General features: G+C 71.4%; 14 protein-coding genes and 1 tRNA gene. 5 read left to right on the plus strand and 10 right to left on the minus strand.

Translation table 11 applies throughout. The annotated features are described in order from the left end of the window. Positions 1 to 24: 24 nt before the first annotated feature. Complete coding sequence (gene hppD / locus IE262_RS23320; protein WP_189876199.1) at positions 25 to 1,170, minus strand: 4-hydroxyphenylpyruvate dioxygenase; 1,146 nt, start codon at positions 1,168 to 1,170, stop codon at positions 25 to 27. Between the two features lie 122 nt (positions 1,171 to 1,292). Here hppD and IE262_RS23325 point away from each other — a divergent pair, with 122 nt between their 5' ends. After that, positions 1,293 to 1,766 (plus strand): Lrp/AsnC family transcriptional regulator, encoded by a 474-nt coding sequence (locus tag IE262_RS23325; RefSeq protein WP_189876201.1) that lies wholly within the window; start codon positions 1,293 to 1,295, stop codon positions 1,764 to 1,766. Between the two features lie 70 nt (positions 1,767 to 1,836). Here the strand turns inward: IE262_RS23325 and IE262_RS23330 are convergent, their stop codons facing one another. Both IE262_RS23330 and IE262_RS23335 read right to left on the minus strand, forming a co-directional pair. Continuing rightward, entirely contained in the window at positions 1,837 to 2,637 is an 801-nt protein-coding gene (locus IE262_RS23330) for a S16 family serine protease (RefSeq protein WP_189876203.1), read from the minus strand. Positions 2,638 to 2,749: 112 nt separating this feature from the next. Continuing rightward, on the minus strand, positions 2,750 to 3,187 hold the full coding sequence (locus tag IE262_RS23335; RefSeq protein ID WP_229877416.1) for a MarR family winged helix-turn-helix transcriptional regulator: 438 nt from the start codon (positions 3,185 to 3,187) through the stop codon (positions 2,750 to 2,752). A 147-nt stretch (positions 3,188 to 3,334) separates the two neighbouring features. On the opposite strand from IE262_RS23335, the gene IE262_RS23340 reads away from it, so the two are divergent. Then, the gene (locus IE262_RS23340; protein ID WP_189876208.1) at positions 3,335 to 4,162 is read left to right on the plus strand and encodes an alpha/beta fold hydrolase; all 828 of its coding nucleotides are present in this window, start codon (positions 3,335 to 3,337) and stop codon (positions 4,160 to 4,162) included. A gap of 44 nt (positions 4,163 to 4,206) precedes the next feature. Here IE262_RS23340 and IE262_RS23345 read toward each other — a convergent pair whose 3' ends face one another. From IE262_RS23345 to IE262_RS23365, 5 genes are all read right to left on the minus strand, one after another. After that, positions 4,207 to 4,848 carry an IclR family transcriptional regulator gene (locus IE262_RS23345; RefSeq protein WP_134035430.1) on the minus strand — a complete coding sequence of 214 codons (642 nt, stop codon included), beginning with the start codon at positions 4,846 to 4,848 and terminating at the stop codon, positions 4,207 to 4,209. Positions 4,849 to 5,175: 327 nt separating this feature from the next. Continuing rightward, positions 5,176 to 6,984, minus strand: coding sequence for a DEAD/DEAH box helicase (locus IE262_RS23350; protein ID WP_134035427.1), 1,809 nt, complete (start codon positions 6,982 to 6,984; stop codon positions 5,176 to 5,178). 147 nt (positions 6,985 to 7,131) lie between these two features. Continuing rightward, on the minus strand, positions 7,132 to 7,515 hold the full coding sequence (locus tag IE262_RS23355; protein ID WP_189876210.1) for a type II toxin-antitoxin system death-on-curing family toxin: 384 nt from the start codon (positions 7,513 to 7,515) through the stop codon (positions 7,132 to 7,134). Next, positions 7,516 to 7,713, minus strand: a complete 198-nt coding sequence (locus IE262_RS23360; RefSeq protein WP_067445450.1) for an Arc family DNA-binding protein — start codon at positions 7,711 to 7,713, stop codon at positions 7,516 to 7,518. A gap of 52 nt (positions 7,714 to 7,765) precedes the next feature. After that, complete coding sequence (locus IE262_RS23365; protein ID WP_189876212.1) at positions 7,766 to 9,238, minus strand: MFS transporter; 1,473 nt, start codon at positions 9,236 to 9,238, stop codon at positions 7,766 to 7,768. A gap of 191 nt (positions 9,239 to 9,429) precedes the next feature. Here IE262_RS23365 and IE262_RS23370 point away from each other — a divergent pair. Then, positions 9,430 to 9,504 (plus strand) — tRNA-Cys (locus IE262_RS23370). A gap of 73 nt (positions 9,505 to 9,577) precedes the next feature. On the opposite strand, the gene IE262_RS23375 is transcribed toward IE262_RS23370, so the two are convergent. Further along, positions 9,578 to 10,252 (minus strand): helix-turn-helix transcriptional regulator, encoded by a 675-nt coding sequence (locus IE262_RS23375; protein ID WP_134035418.1) that lies wholly within the window; start codon positions 10,250 to 10,252, stop codon positions 9,578 to 9,580. 660 nt (positions 10,253 to 10,912) lie between these two features. Between IE262_RS23375 and IE262_RS23380 the strand changes: the two genes are divergently transcribed. Beyond that, positions 10,913 to 13,201, plus strand: coding sequence for an ATP-binding protein (locus IE262_RS23380; RefSeq protein ID WP_229877411.1), 2,289 nt, complete (start codon positions 10,913 to 10,915; stop codon positions 13,199 to 13,201). A gap of 149 nt (positions 13,202 to 13,350) precedes the next feature. After that, positions 13,351 to 14,895 (plus strand): ricin-type beta-trefoil lectin domain protein, encoded by a 1,545-nt coding sequence (locus IE262_RS39580; RefSeq protein ID WP_229877412.1) that lies wholly within the window; start codon positions 13,351 to 13,353, stop codon positions 14,893 to 14,895. A 112-nt stretch (positions 14,896 to 15,007) separates the two neighbouring features. Here the strand turns inward: IE262_RS39580 and IE262_RS23390 are convergent, their stop codons facing one another. After that, on the minus strand, positions 15,008 to 16,042 hold the full coding sequence (locus tag IE262_RS23390; RefSeq protein ID WP_189876214.1) for a type VII secretion system-associated protein: 1,035 nt from the start codon (positions 16,040 to 16,042) through the stop codon (positions 15,008 to 15,010). Between the last annotated feature and the right edge of the window lie 133 nt (positions 16,043 to 16,175).

Consider the following 16,175-nt stretch of genomic DNA (forward strand, 5'->3'; position numbering starts at 1 on the left):
CCGGGGCCACCGGGGCCACCGGGGCTACAGATTGCCCCGCTTGGCCTGCTCCCTCTCGATCGCCTCGAACAGCGCCTTGAAGTTGCCCTTGCCGAATCCCATCGAACCGTGCCGTTCGATGATCTCGAAGAAGACGGTCGGACGGTCCTGAACGGGCTTGGTGAAGATCTGGAGGAGGTAGCCGTCCTCGTCCCGGTCGGCGAGGATCTTCAGCTCGCGCAGGGTCTCCACGGGCACGCGGGTGTCGCCGACCCACTCGCCGAGGGTGTCGTAGTACGAGTCCGGGGTGTCGAGGAACTGCACACCGGCCGCGCGCATGGTCCGTACCGTCTGGACGATGTCGTTGGTGTTGAGCGCGATGTGCTGGACGCCGGCGCCGCCGTAGAACTCCAGGTACTCGTCGATCTGGGACTTCTTCTTGGCGACGGCGGGCTCGTTGATCGGGAACTTGACCTTGAGTGTGCCGTCGGCGACGACCTTCGACATCAGGGCGCTGTACTCGGTGGCGATGTCGTCGCCCACGAACTCCTTCATGTTCGTGAAGCCCATGACCTTGTTGTAGAAGCCGACCCACTCGTTCATGCGGCCGAGTTCGACGTTGCCGACGCAGTGGTCGATGGCCTGGAAGGTGCGGTGGGCGGGCGGCTCGACGATCGGGGCGGCGGCCACGAAGCCGGGGAGGTAGGGGCCGTCGTAACCGGTGCGCTCGACGAGGGTGTGCCGGGTGGAGCCGTACGTGGCGATCGCGGCGAGGACGACCGTGCCGTGCTCGTCCTTCTGTTCGTACGGCTCGGCGACGGAGCGGGCGCCGTGCTCGATCGCGTAGGCGTACGCCCGGCGCACGTCCGGGACCTCGATGGCGAGGTCGACGACGCCGTCGCCGTGCTCGGCCACGTGCTCGGCGAGGAAGTGGCCCCAGGTGGTGGCGGCCTTGATGACCGAGGTGAAGACGAAGCGGGCGGAGCCGTTCTCCAGGACGTAGCTCGCGGTCTCGCGGCTGCCGTTCTCCGGTCCGGAGTAGGCCACCAGCCGCATGCCGAAAGCGGTGGAGTAGTAGTGGGCAGCCTGCTTGGCGTTGCCCACGGCGAACACGACCGCGTCCATTCCCTTGACCGGGAAGGGGTCGGCCTGCCGTGCGGTGTCGGGAGCGTGGTGTGTGGTCTGCGTCATAGGCGCAGAGTCTCTCGCTGCGGCAAGGTGCGCAACAGTTCACCGATTCGCTGGACAATCTGCTCAGCGGAAGGCCCGCGATGGCGGGTTCCCTGTACAGGGTGACTACCGGGGAGGTCCTCATGGCGATCGATCAACTGGATGGGCGGATCATCGCGCTGCTGGCCCGGGAGCCGCGGATCGGCGTGCTGGAGATGTCCCGGCGGCTCGGGGTGGCGCGCGGGACGGTGCAGGCCCGGCTCGACCGGCTCCAGTCGGACGGCGTCATCCGCGGGTTCGGCCCGCAGGTGGACCCGGCCGCCCTCGGGTACCCGGTGACGGCGTTCGCGACGCTGCAGATCCGGCAGGGCCAGGGCCCGGACGTACGGGCGCACCTGTCGACCGTGCCGGAGGTACTGGAACTCCACACGACGACCGGCAACGGCGACATGCTCTGCCGCCTCGTGGCCCGCTCGAACGCGGACCTCCAACGGGTGATCGACCGCGTCGTCGGCTTCGACGGCATCGTCCGCGCCTCCACAGCCATCGTCATGGAAAACCCGGTCCCACTACGGGTGATTCCCCTGGTGGAACAGGCGGCGGAGGAGCGGGGGTAGGGGGTAGCTCCGCCTGACCGCCGCGCCGAAGTCGAGCGTCGCGGGGCATGCGGGAGTTTGACGACAGGGCCTAGCAGCTCGGGACCGAGCCCTTGTCCTTTTCCAGGGCCATCAGGGAGTTCACGGCGCCCTTCAATGTGGTCACCGGGATCAGGCGCAGGCCCTTGGGGAGTTCGGACTTCGCGTCGGAGCACTCGGCCTTCGGGACCAGGAAGACCGTGGCGCCGTCGCGGTGGGCTGCCTGGGTCTTGAGGGCCACCCCGCCGACCGGGCCGACCTCGCCGGCGGCGTCGATCGTCCCCGTACCGGCGATGACGCGGCCCCCCGTGAGGTCGCCGCCGCTGCCGTCGCCGTTGAGTTTGTCGATGACGCCGAGGGAGAACAGGAGGCCGGCGCTGGGGCCGCCGACGTCGGACAGCTTCAGGGTGACCTTGATGTCGTCGCCGGCCTTGCCCAGGTAGCCGAGCGCCGCCTGGGTCGCCGCGTCCTGGGACCTCTTCATCTCCGCCTCGTTGCGCCGCTCGATCTCCTTGACGTTGCCGCCGCTCGGGTAGACCGCGTCACGCGGCATCACGGCCTGGTCCGTACGGAACCAGCCGTCGACGACGTCGGCGAGCCCGACGCGGGCGTCCGGGCCCGTCGCCTCGATCGTCGTCATCCGCAGCTGTCCGCGCGTCTCGCGGGGCGTCGCACCGGTGATGGTGATCACCGGCGCGCCCTTGTTCGAGCCGAGGACGTTCGCCGTCATGCCGGGTTGCGCCACGGAGAAGGGCAGCGGCGCGAACGCCGCCGTGGCGAGCAGGGCCACGACGGGCAGGGCGCTGAGGGCGACGGCCTTGGGGCGCGACAGGCTGGAGAGGCGTGAGAGCACGGAATCAATCTAACGCGACGGTGGCATCCGGCCAGTTGGCGGGCGGCCCCTGAGCGCTGGGCCCTGGGTCCTGGGTCTTGGGTCTTGGGTCGGTCCTGGATCCTGGGTCCTGTCAGTTCACGTCCGCCTGGGCGTCCGCGTGCTCGAACACTTCGAGCATCCGTGTCAGCACGCGTACGCAGGTGTCCACGTCCGCGTCGGTCAGGTCGCCGCCCACCCGTTTCAGCAGCTCGCTCTCGCGGGCGATGACCGTCTCGATGACCGTGCGGCCGGCGTCGGTCAGGCGGATGAGCGAGGACCGCTGGTGGGCGGGGTTGGGGATGGCCTCGACCAGTCCGCCGGCCGCCGCGTCGTTGACCATCCGCTGCACGAACTGGCGGCTGAGCTCCTGCGCGCGGGCCATCCGCGGGACGGTCATCGGCCCGTGGGCGCGCAGGAGGTCCAGTACGGCACGGACGCCGATGGACAGCCCTTCGACCGGCTCGTTCAGCTCCACCCTGCGGCTCACCCGCCGGTACAGCGGGCCCAGGACGGCGAACACCTCGTACATGCGGGAGGCCAGTTCGTCGGGCGGGAGGGGGGCCGGTTCGTCATCGCCCTTGCTCGTGGTCTTGCCCTTGCTCTTGCTCACGGACCCACGAAACCAGAATGACACCTTGGTTGCCAAACCATGGGGCAACATGACACCTTGGTTGTCATGACTGATGCCTCGCAGATGTTCACGTTCCCGTCCGACGACGGCCTTCTCGCCTACCGCGACACCGGCGGCCCGGGCGCCCCCGTCGTGCTGCTGCACGGCGGCTTCACCGACCACCGCATGTGGGACGACGTCGTACCGCTCCTCGCGGTCGGCCACCGGGTGATCGCACCGGACGCACGGGGCCACGGCGCGTCCGACAACGCGAGCCGGCCCTTCCGGTTCACGGACGACCTCGCCGCGCTCCTGCGCCATCTGGACGTGGGCCCCGCCGTCCTGGCGGGGATGTCGATGGGTGCGGCCATCGCGGTCGACACCGCGCTGGAGCACCCGGGCCTCGTGCGCGCACTCGCCGTCAGCGGCGCGGGAACCAGCGAGCCCGAGTACCGGGACCCCTGGACCATGGACTTCGTGGCCCGCCGTCAGGCCGCCCTGGAAGCCGGTGACATCGAGGGCTGGGTCGACGCCTCCCTGTCAGCCGTGGCCGGCCCGCACCGCACGCTCGACGAGGTCGACCCCGATGTCGTACGACGCGTACGGGAGATGCTGCGCGGGACCATCACCAAGCACACGGCCGACGAACCCGACTGGTCCGTCCCCGTGACCGACACCTGGGCCCGCGCCGCGGACATCACGGTCCCCGTGCTGGCCGTCAACGGCGCCCTCGACGCATCCGACCTGATCGCCATGGCCGACCGCCTCGTCGGCATCGTCGCGGGCGACAGCCGCACGACGGCGATCGAGGACGCCGCCCACTACGTCCCCATGGAACGGCCGGACACCTTCACCAAGATCCTGCTGGAGTGGCTCGGCGACATCTCTGGTTGACCTGGTTGACCTGGTTGACACCGTGCCGCCGCGATCGGCTCAGCTCAGCGCAGCGCCTCGGCGACTTCCCGTGCGGCGTCGAGGACCCGCGGGCCCACGCGCTCCGGCACCGCGTCCGCGAGCATCACGACGCCCACGCTGCCCTCGACGCCGGTCACCCCCAGTAGCGGTGCCGCGGCGCCGCTCGCGCCGGCCTCCAGCTCTCCGTGCGTGAGGGTGTACCCGGGCCCGTCGACCGGCTGTTGCCGGGCCGCGAGGATGGCGCGCCCCGCGGCACCCCGGTCCAGGGGATGCCGGAACCCGGCCCGGTACGCCACGTGGTAGTCCGTCCACGTCGGCTCGACGACCGCGACGGCCAGCGCCTCCGCACCGTCGACGAGGGTCAGATGGGCCGTGGCGCCGATGTCCTCCGCGAGCGAGCGCAGCGCGGGCAGGGCGGCCTCACGGACCAGAGGATGCACCTGGCGGCCCAGACGGAGCACGCCGAGGCCGACACGGGCCCGGCCTCCCAGGTCACGGCGTACAAGGGCGTGCTGCTCCAGCGTGGCGAGCAACCGGTACACAACGGTCCGGTTCACGCCCAGCTTGTGCGAGAGCTCGGTGACGGTCAGCCCGTGGTCCGTGTCGGCGAGCAGCTTGAGGACACGCAGTCCCCGGTCGAGCGTCTGGGAGGTCTCCGCGGTCACGACGCCCACTCCTTCGTGGTGAGGGCGGCGGCCCCTTCCGCGGCGGGTGCGTCGCCGGTCCCGTCGGCGACGCGCTTCAGTGGCCGCCGGTCGGCTGGACCCGGAGATGCTCCGGGTGGAGTCGCTTCACGGCTGCGCTCCGCGGCGGCACTGCCACGGGGCGTATGCGTGTGGGGACAGTAGCGAGCCGGTTCGCTGAGCGGAAGCCTCCGTCCAGAATCCGGTCACTCACCGGTACGGACCACTCCGCTTTGCCCCGGAATACGACGGCGCGCGCCGCCCGGCGCACACAGCCCCCGCACCGGCGCGCGCACCACGCATTCCCGCTCAGCGCATGCGCGTGGCCCACTCCTGCACCTTGGCGATCCGCTGGCGCAGCTGCCCCGCCGTGGCCTCCGCGCTCGGCGGGCCGCCGCACACCCGGCGCACCTCGGTGTGGATCACGCCGTGCGGCTTGCCGCTCTGGTGGGAGTACGCGCCGACCAAGCTGTTGAGCTGCTTGCGCAGTTCCAGCAGTTCCTTGTGGGTGACGACGGGCCGCCGGTCGGCCGGCAGTTCCAGGAGGTCGGCCTCCGCGTCGGGCTTCTTGCGGCTGTGGGCGATCTGCCGGGCCTGCCGCTTCTGGAGGAGGAGCTCCACCTGGTCAGGCTCCAACAGGCCCGGAATGCCCAGGTAGTCCTGTTCTTCCTCGCTGCCCGGGTGGGCCTGCATGCCGAAGTCGGCGCCGTTGTACGTCACCCGGTCGAACACGGCGTCGGACTCCAGCGCCTCGAAGGGCAGCATGTCCTGCTCGCCGGTGTCCTCGTCCTGCTGCTTCTCGGCCTCCTGGAGGAGCTTCTCCTCCTCGGCGTACGGGTCCTCCTCGCCCCCCTTCTTCGGCTTGTCGAGGACGTGGTCGCGCTCGACCTCCATCTCGTTGGCGAAGGAGAGCAGGTCGGGAACCGTCGGCAGGAACACGGAGGCGGTCTCGCCACGCCTCCGGGACCGTACGAAACGGCCGACGGCCTGGGCGAAGAACAGCGGGGTGGAGATGGTGGTGGCGTACACGCCGACGGCGAGCCGGGGCACGTCGACGCCCTCGGACACCATGCGGACGGCGACCATCCACCGGTCGGTGTTGTTGCTGAACTCGTCGATACGGTCCGATGCTCCGGCGTCGTCGGAGAGGACGAGGGTCGCCGAGTGACCGGTGATCTCCCTGATGAGCTTGGCGTACGCGCGCGCCGAGTCCTGGTCGGTGGCGATGACGAGGGCGCCGGCGTCCGGGATGGCCTTGCGGACCTCGGTCAGCCGCTGGTCGGCGGCGCGCAGCACGCTGGGCATCCACTCACCGCGCGGGTCGAGGGCGGTGCGCCAGGCCTGGCTGACGGCGTCCTTGGTCATGGGCTCACCGAGCCGGGCGGCGATCTCGTCCCCCGCCTTCGTCCGCCACCGCATGTTGCCGCTGTAGGAGAGGAAGATGACGGGCCGGACGACGTGATCGGCGAGCGCGTTGCCGTATCCGTACGTGTAGTCGGCGGCGGACCGCCGGATTCCGTCGTTCCCTTCCTCGTACGTGACGAAGGGGATGGGGTTCGTGTCGGACCGGAAGGGCGTACCGGTGAGCGCGAGCCGCCGCGTCGCGGGCTCGAACGCCTCCAGACAGGCCTCGCCCCAGGACTTGCTGTCACCCGCGTGGTGAATCTCGTCGAGGATGACGAGGGTCTTGCGCTGCTCGACACGGTTGCGGTGCAGCATGGGCCGCACCCCGACACCGGCGTACGTGACCGCGACCCCGTCGTACTCCTTGCCGAGCGGTCCCGCGCTGTACTCGGGGTCCAGCTTGATGCCGATCCGCGCCGCCGCCTCCGCCCACTGCTTCTTCAGGTGCTCGGTGGGCGCGACCACGGTCACCTGCTGCACGACGTGGTGGTGCAGCAGCCAGGAGGCGAGCGTCAGTGCGAAGGTCGTCTTCCCGGCGCCCGGGGTGGCCACGGCCAGGAAGTCACGTGGCTGCTCCTGGACGTACTTCTCCATCGCCCCCTGCTGCCAGGCACGCAGCTTGCTGGCGGTGCCCCACGGGGCACGACCGGGGAACGCGGGCGAGAGGTGATGCGAGTGCGAGGCGGAGCTGGTGCTGGCGGCGGTGGTACTCACGGTCTCCGTTGGTGGGTAGGGCGGCTCGGCTGCATCCGTGTGGTTGATGGTGTGACTGGGCCACGAATGACGACCGGGCCACCTTATCGGTGGCCCGGTCGGGTGAACGCGGGGACCGCGCCGGGTCTGCGGCGGATGGGACTCAGCTCACATCGCCTCGTGCAACACCCTCAAGCGCCGAGCGATCAGCCCTACATCCTCAAGGTCGCCACCCGCTACCTCCATGACGAGCTTGTACGCCTCCTCCTGGTCGACTTCGAGCATCTCGGTGCCGTTGAAGTCGAGAAACACAACCGTGCACATCCAGGCCATGCGCTTGTTGCCGTCCACCAGAGGATGGTTCGCGGCAAGCGACTGAAGCAGTGCCGCAGCCTTCTCGAAGAGGCCCGTGTACGCCTCGACGCCGAACATCTGGGACTGGGGACGGTGAACGGCCGAGCTGAGCAGACCCAGATCGCGCACGGCGACTTCCTGCCCCCCGCAGGCCAACTCCGCCAGGTCCAGGGCCTCCTGGACCGTGAGGTACTTCACCTACTCCCCCAGCCGCCGCAGCAGGTCGGCGTGTCCCGCCGCGTACTTGGCCCCCAGGCGACGAACCGTGGTTCGGTCCGCCTCCTGCTCCAGATACCGGTCGATCGCCTGAAGCACGATGGCGTGCATGCTGCGCCCCTCCTCCTCGGCGCGCAGCTTGAGCGCTTCCTGCTGGTCGTCACGCAGACGAAGGTTCATAGCCATACCATTATGGTACCGGCCATGGGGCCACTGTGGTACCACTCGCCCATCACGCAGCCCGCACCCGAGTCGTCGCCCAAGCCCCGAGCAACGCCACCGCCGCCATCGGCAGGAACACCGCCGCGAACGCCGCCGGATGCGAAGCCGCCCCGGAGGCCTCCGTGGCGGTGTGGGTGACCGTGCCGCCGCCCAGGGCCGCGAAGGCGGCGCCGCCCGCGGCGAGGAGGACGACGTTGGAGAGACCGTCGGAGATCTGGAGAGAGGCCGAGTTGGCGCCGGCCTCCTCGGGGGCGGAGAGCTGGAGCAGCAGGACGCTGGTGGAGGAGATCACGAGCCCCATGCCGAAGCAGCCGAACGCCCAGGCCACCGCCACGCTCCACACCGGCACCGTCTCGATCAGCACGCTCGGCGCGGCCGCGATCGAAGCGGCGGTCAGGAGCATGCCGGCCGTCATCAGCCGTTCCCGGTACGGCTCCAGGCGCGGCCGCGACTGCACCCACGACCCCAGCGCCCACGTGGCCCCGCCCGCCGCCAGCGAGAAACCGGCGAGCGTCGGCGACAGCCCTCGCTGGGTGACCAGCATCAACGGCACGAAGGACTCGGCGGAGACGAACGACCCGGCCGCGACCCCGCGCAACAGCACCACGGACGGCAGCCCGCGCGCCGCCCGGTACGTGCCGCGCGGCAACAGCCCGAGCACGGCCGGGACCAGCAGCGCGACGCCCGCCACGGCGGGTATCGCCGCCAGCCACCGCGCATCCTGATCCGACACAGCCTGCGCCGCGTATTGCAGCAGGCCCGCGCCGAGCGAGATCCCGAAGGCCAGACGGATGCGGCGGCGGTCGAACGGCGCCCGTTCGGTCCCCTTCGCCGGACCGGCCGCCAGCCGCCGTATCTGCGGAAGCGCGAGCGCCAGCGGGAACACGACCAGCACCGGGATACCGACGAACACCCAGCGCCAGCCGAGGTGTTCGGTCACGGCACCCGCGGCCAGCGGGCCCACCACGGACGGCAGCACCCAGCTCGCCGCGAACGCCGCCATGATCGCCGGCCGCAGCCGCTCCGGGTAGGCCCGCCCCACGACCACGTACAGCGCGACGATCACCAGCCCGCCACCGAGTCCCTGCACGGCCCGGCCGAGGATGAACAGCCACATCGTCGCCGCCGTCCCGGACAGCAGCAGTCCGGCCGCGAAGGCGGCGATGCCCGTGGTCAGCGATCCCAGGGGGCCGCTCCGGTCCGACCACTGTCCGGCGAGCACCATGCCGAACAGGCTCGTCGTGAAGTACCCCGAGAACGCGAACGCGTACACCGAGACCCCGTCCAGCTCCCGCGCCGCCACCGGCATCGCCGTCCCCACGGCCATCGCCTCGAAGGCGATCAGCAGCACGACGGAGACGATGCCAATACTGAGGGCACGGTAGGGCCTGCGCAGCACGCCGGCGCCGTCGGCGCCGTCGGCTTTCGAGAGCGAGGGTGTGGTGTCGCCGACGTCCGTGTCCCTCGGTTCCAGGCTGGTCATGGTCGCCAGCGTAAGGGGCATCGCCGACATCGGCCCCTGTCCGAAGTCGGCGACTGCCTGGGACCTTGGTCGTACGACTGTGAACGGCGTATGGCAGTCCCATTGCAGCCCGTCCCATGCCCTTGAGCACGCGAACCTGCACGGCCTACGGTCGATGCACCGAGTTCGGAACGCGCACTTTGTCCCGACATGGCCGTGTGCCCGAGTGGTTCAGGGACTCGCCTGCAAAGCGAGTTACGTGGGTTCGATTCCCGCCACGGCCTCCAAAACAGCCCTAGGGAGCGGCGCGTAGTCGCGGCGCCGGTTGCCCTCCGGTGGCTCGCGCGGGGTGCGCCGGGCTCAGGATATGTAGCCCTCCCGCAGGGCGTGTGCCACCGCGTGTGCGCGGTTGCGCAGTTCCCGTCGGGACGTCAGGCCGTGGATGATGTTCTTCACGGTGCGTTCCGAATACGCCAGCTTGGCGGCGATCTCGCCGGTGTCCCATCCGTCGGCGATCAGCCGCAGGACATCGATCTCCCGCTGCGTCAGGTCCCGTTCGGAGGCGCCCGGGTGGCCGGTGGCGCCCTGACGCAGTGTTCTGACCTCGTTGATCAGTCGGCCGATCAGTTCGGAGGGCAGAGCGCCGTGACCGCGGGAGGCCGCGCGCACCGCTTGGAGCAGTTGGCTCGCGGTCGCCTCGTGCCGCCAGACGATGGCGCCGACGCCGTAGGTGATGACGTCGAGCAGTTCGGACTCGCGCATCGTGTTCACGACCAGGACGACCCGCAGTCCTTGGGCGCGGACGAGTTGACGCAGGCAGGTGTGCGCGGACTCGTCGAGGGTTTCGGTGATCAGTACGGCCACGTCTCCGGCCTGTGCCTCGGTCCCGTCGATGAGTTGGATCGCGTGGCGGTGCCGCAGTTGGCTGAGCGCGCCTTCCCGGGAGAGCGGATCCCGTGCGTGGACCGCGACGGAAATCCTCTTCTCGGATTCCGCGGGTGTCGCCGGATGCGGAGAGCTGTGCGCCGGCGGCACCGATGTGTGTGCCGCGGAGGGTGCGGCATATGCGGAAGATATGGGCGTGTGGGTGTGACCGTGGGGGAAAGTGACCTGCAATGTTCTTCCTCTGGCCGAGCGTGAGGCTGATCAGAGACCGTCAAACTGCGATCGTACGGCAGCCCGGCTTGATAGGCGCGTTTTCGAAATATTCTCTTTACTCATTCGGTATCGCGGGCGGTTACTCGCGTAGAACGGGCAGAATTCGGTCACGGAAAACACCCGAAAACCACGCGACGGGTGCCCGTTAATGCGCTCGGGGAACTGCTCGGAAATCGCTCGGACGGCCAGGTTGGGCACGTCGGATACGGGCGGTGAGGGCTCGGCCACTGCGCAGGCATCGACCCGACTGCCCCCAGGGGCAAGGAAATCTGCCCGGGGGTCCCTGGAGGAGCGGTCGAAAGCCTCAGTAGCGTCTTGGTCCGGTTGTCTGGATCACCGGTCGGCTCTCCGACTGTCCGTCCGTCTGTCCGTTCGTCCGGGACCGTCACCCGCGGCGCCGCGATGAACCGCCCACCGGAGACACGCCTCTTGTATGTCGACTCAGGTGACTGCTCGCCGCCCGGTCGGCGCTCTTCGACGCTCCGTGCGGCCCGGACAGTGGGACGAACTATGGTGTGCCGACAGGGAAGGAGCGCCGTGCACGACCAGCTCACGTGGTACGGCCTGCTGGGCCCGGTGGAAGTCATACGCGACGGCACGTCGCTGGCTCTGGGCCCGAGGCAGCGCCGCGTCCTGCTCACCAGACTGCTCATCGAGGACGGTCGGCCCGTGTCCGTGGGGCGGCTGTGCCGGGACCTGTGGCCGGACGCCCCGCCGAGCGGTGCCGTCTCCTCGCTCCGCGCCCACATCAGCAGACTGCGTTCGGTGCTCGATCCCGTCCGCCCCGGACGCGGGCAGTCCACCGTCCTGGTCAGCGAGCAGGGCGGTTACGCCCTGAAGGTGCCCCGCGCGGCCCGGGACACGGCCCGCTTCGAGGAATTGGTGTCCCAGGCCCGGAACCTGCTGGGCCGCGGGCAGCTCGGCCCGGCCCGGGATGCCGTCGACGAGGCTCTGGGCCTGTGGCGCGGCGGCGCCCTCGGCGACGCCGCCGAACACGCCTTCGCCGTACAGGAAGCAGCCCGGCTCAACACCGCCCGCCAGGACGCCGAGGAACTCCGGTCCACGCTCCTCATCAGACAGGGCGATCTGGAGGGCGCGATCGGGGCCGCCGAGGGTCTGACCCTCACCGCGCCGCTGCGTGAGGCGTCATGGGCCCTGCTGATGCAGGCCCTGTACGGGGTGGGACGCTCCGTGGAGGCGCTTCAGGCGTACGAGCGGTTCCGCACGATGCTCGCCGAGGAACTGGGCCTCGACCCCAGTCCCCGTATGCGCGAACTGCACACCGCGATCCTGCGGCACGACACCGGGATCCTGGGCGAGCCACGGCCCCCGCGCGCCACCACCGTGCCGGGGGATGCGCCCGGGGTGGGGGCCGCGCCGACAGAGGACCGCCCGGCTCCGGGGCTTGACGCCTCGCCGGGGCACGACCCGGCCGCCCAGCACCTGCCGCCCTCCCCCGACGCCACTCCGTCCTCTGGCCCCGCTCCGTTATCCGGCATCGCTCCGTCATCCGGCCCCGCTCCGTCGCCCAGTACCGGGTCCGGTGCCGTGCCGCTGGTGGGCAGGTCCGAGGAGACCGGGCGGCTCACCGCGCTGCTGCGCGCGGCGGCGGCCGGACGCGCCCAGTGGGCCGTGCTCGCCGGGGAGCCGGGCTCGGGCAAGACCCGGCTGCTGGAGGAGCTGGCCGGCCAGGCCGTGGCCGGCGGTTTCACCGTCGTCCGCGCCAGCGGAGGGCAGGCGCTGAGCGAGAGCGACGGCGTCTCCCTGCTCCACCCCACCACCCAACTCCTCGACGCGCTACGGCCGCAGCGGGCCGGCGCCCGGTCCCACCCGGCCCGGGGGAATGGGCCCGATGAGGAGCCGCTCGGCCGGGAGGGCGCGTCCGCTGAGGTCGTACGGGCCCTCCTCCACACCGAACGCCCCCTCCTGTGCCTCATCGACGACCTGCACTGGGTGCCGTCGGACTTCCACCGTCTGCTGAGCCAGCTCGCGACCCTGCTGCGGGAGGCGCCGGTCGCCGTCGTCTGCGCCACGCGCGACGCCGACGATCCGGCGACCAGCGGGCTCCTCGCCGAGCTGGCCCGCCTCGGTGCCACCCGGCTGCATCTGGAACCGCTGTCCGTCACCGATGTGACCGAACTGCTCGCCGCCTTGGGCGAGCCCGTCCCGCTCAAGGACGCGGCGGCGCTGCACCGGCGTGCGGAAGGCAATCCCTTCTTCCTCGGCGAACTGCTCAAACTCCCGGCGCACCAACGCCTCGGCCCGGCGGCGCGGGTGCCGGCGGCGGTCAGCAGCGTGCTGCGCGCCCGGCTGGCCGAACTCGACGCGCCGGTCCGTACGACGGTCGCCTACGCCTCCGCCGACGCGGTTGCCGGTACCGGTGCCGGTGCCGGTGCCGGTGCCGCCACCGTTGCCGAAGCCGATGCCCACGCGACTGCCGGTACGCAGGCGGTTGTCGGTACCGACAGGGCCTGGCTGGACATCGGGCTGCTCGCCGATGTCCAGGGCACGTCGGCGGACCTGTTGCTGCCCCAGCTCGACGCGGCGGTCACCGCCCGCGTACTGGTCTGGGAGGCCGACTCGGGCGAGCACTGCGCGGGGGGCTACCGGTTCCCCGAACTGGCGCGCGAGGTCGTGCTGAGTACACTCACCCCGTCCGCACGGCAGCTGCTGCATGCCGCGCTCGCCCGCGAGTTGAGCGGCCGGCCCGGCGCCGAGCCCGCCCGGCTGGCCCGGCACCTACGGGCGGCGGGCCCCCTGGCTCCGGCGGCGGTTCCCGAACGCGTACCCGAGCAGCCGGAGCACGCGGACCGCCCGGAACCCTAGCGAGGGCGCCGAGCGTCGCGCAGGCGCTGTGGAGCCGGACCCGCGCGCCGGCTGTCGGGCTGAGCGGCTCCCCCGCTCTCCTGTCCGCCCCCGCCCATTCCCCCGTCCACCGCCACCGGACCCGTGCCGGTGGCCAGGAGGAGAAACCGATGACAGACCAGCACCGGGCCGACGGCGCGAAGACGCCGGACGGCCCGTCCCCGGGGGACGCCCCGGAGAAGTCCACGTCGCCCCCGCCGCGCCGCACCCCGGGCGCCTCCGGCAGTGCGCCCGGCACCAGCCTCAGCGCGGCGAGCGTCGAGGAACACCTCACCGGCGGGACACCCGCCGACGATTCCGCCGACGATTCCGGTGCCGGTGCCAAGGGCCCCGGCAAGCCCGGCGGCAAGGCGGCGGGTACCGCCAAGAAGGCGGCGGCCGACGGTGGTTCGAAGGCCGCCGGAGCAGCCGCGGCGGTGGCGGCGGGTACGCCCGCCGGCACGCCGCAGGCGAGCGGCTCAGCGGCCACCGCGCAGCCGGATGCCACCGAGGCGCCGTCCGCCGGCCAGACGCCGGCGTCGGCATCGGCATCGGCATCGGCATCGGCATCGGCATCCGATGGGCAGCCGGACACCGTCGGCACGACCCCCGGCGCACGCCCCGTCTCACCCCGCCTCGGCCGCGGCCTCTTCCGGGGCCGCACCGCCGCCTCCGGCGACGAGCAGTCCGCGGAGAAGCCCGCCACCGGGCAACAGAGCGCCGGGGCCGGAGCGACCGCGGTCGCGGCGACCGTCGCCGCTCCGGGCGTGCGCAGGGGCGTCACCGCCGCCGCGGCCACCGCGGCGAACGGCGACCGGAAGGGCCCCGAAGGAGACAACGGTGCTCCGGGCCGGCCCAAGAAGCCCGCGCTGGCCGGGGCCGCCATGGCCGGGGCGGTGCTGATCGCCGTACCCCTGCTGATCATGGCGATCGGCTCGGACGACGACGAGGGCGCCAAGAAGAACGCGGCCGCGTCGAGTTCGGCCGACACCGTGCTGGACGACGAGAACGACGGCAAGGCCGGCGCGTTCATACCCGAGTCTCCCTCGCCCACGAAGACGAAGAGCGAGGAGAAGAAGGAGAAGGAGGCGAAGGAGCCCGCCAAGGCACCGGCGGCGCCCCCCGCGTCCGCGGCGGCGCCCAGCCCGGCGACCGAGAAGAAGACCTCGACCGCGCGCAAGAAGGCCGCCAGCAACCTGCCCTCGGTTCTGACCCGGGTGTTGATCAAGAACAACACCAACGGGACCTGCGCCGATATCCCCGGCTTCAGCAGCGGGCCCCCCGACGGACCGGTCCATCAGTCGACGTGCAACAGCAACACGGACGACAACCAGCTCTGGGACCTGGAGAAGCGGTACGAGAGCGCGGGTCCGGGTGGGGCCCCGCTCTTCCAGATCCGTAACGTCATGGACCGCATGTGCTTCGACCTGCCTGGCTACGGGGGCGCCGGACCCGCCACCAAGGTGACGGAGTTCCCGTGCAACGGCACGAAGGCCGACAACCAGCTCTGGTGGCTGGACCGGCAGTCCGACGGCAAGTACTGGATTCGCAACTTCGCCAGCAACAACATGTGCCTGGACTCGTACGAGACGGACAGCGAGAACCGCAACCTGATCATCTGGCACTGCACGCCGGAGAACCAGAACAACCACGAGTGGATCTTCACGCGCAAGTGAGTCCCCCGTGAACGCCCGCGCGGACGCGGCCACATGACGTGGCCGCCCGCGCTCCCGTCAGACGCCGACGGGGCGGCCCCCCGCACTGCGCCAGGGGGCCGCCCCGTCCGTGTCAGGCGCCTTCGTCGTCCGCGCCGGGCCCGGACTCGGACGCGGACCCGGAACCTTCCTGCTGCGACGGCTTGCCGCTCGTCGTCTCTCTCCCCGTCCGCTTCCGCGGTGCGTCCCCCGCGGTCTCGGTCACCGGGCGCTCCGCAGCCGCTATCGGGCCCGGCGGTTCCTCGATCGACGAGATGTCCGGCAGATCCCTGGTGAGGGGCGGGAGACCGCCGGCCGGCGGCTGGGGTGCGGGCCACTCGGCGGACGGGTCCGGCTCGGGCCACTCCTCGGCGGCCTCCGCCTCGTACCGCTCCAGATCGGCGATGCCCGCCCGCAGCGCGCTCGGCGCGACGAGCTGTGCCACCGGGGCGGAGGAGCTGAGGAACAGCACCTCGCGGCCGTCGGGCAGCCGGTCGAGCAGGTCGGGCATGGTCATGATCTCGTGGGCGGGAAGCTTGTCATCTTCCAGCTCCGGCGAGTGGGAGAAGACGGGAACCGCGCGGGTGCCGTCGGGCGCGTCGGTGACGGCGAGTTCACCGCCGTCCTCGACGCACACGGCCACCTCGGCGTCCGCGAGCACCAGGGCGAACAGTTCCTCGGAGCCGTAGCCGGTGGCGACGAGCTGCACGGCGGCGTCCGCCGGGCTGACGGGGCGGGCCCAGCCGTAGGCGTCGGGCGAGGGCCGGTACTCGCTGTTCTCCTCCCACTCGACGATCTCGCCGTTCTCGTCGCTGCGCCAGCGGCCGAGCGACGCCCAGGAGGGCGGGGGCTCGCCCTCGGCGCCGTGCCAGTGCCGGTCGATGATGGACAGCCAGTGGTTGGGGGCGACCCTGGCCGCCGCGATGTAGTCCTCGGGGGGCTCCCTGAATCCCGGCTCGCCCCTGAGGACCGCGTTCGGGCCGCCCTGCACATCGCGGCCTTCCGCGCCCGCAGTGCCCGCAGTGCCCGCGGTGCCCGCACCGTCGGCCCGGCCCTCGGGCTGCTCGCGCTCGGCGCCGGTGGTGTCTTCGGGCTCGTCGCCCGTGCTTCCGGGGGAACTCGTACTCATGGGGCCATACTCCATCGTTCTGTCGTGTGCGGGAAACCGCCGGGGGGACGGGCGGGCGGTGCGTTCGGGCAGTCTGTCGGGCGGTCGGGCAGTTCGAGTCGGGCCGGTGCGGGCCGGTGCGGGTCAGGGCGGG

It is taken from the genome of Streptomyces bluensis (genome assembly GCF_014650715.1).
GTDB lineage: Bacteria > Actinomycetota > Actinomycetes > Streptomycetales > Streptomycetaceae > Streptomyces > Streptomyces bluensis.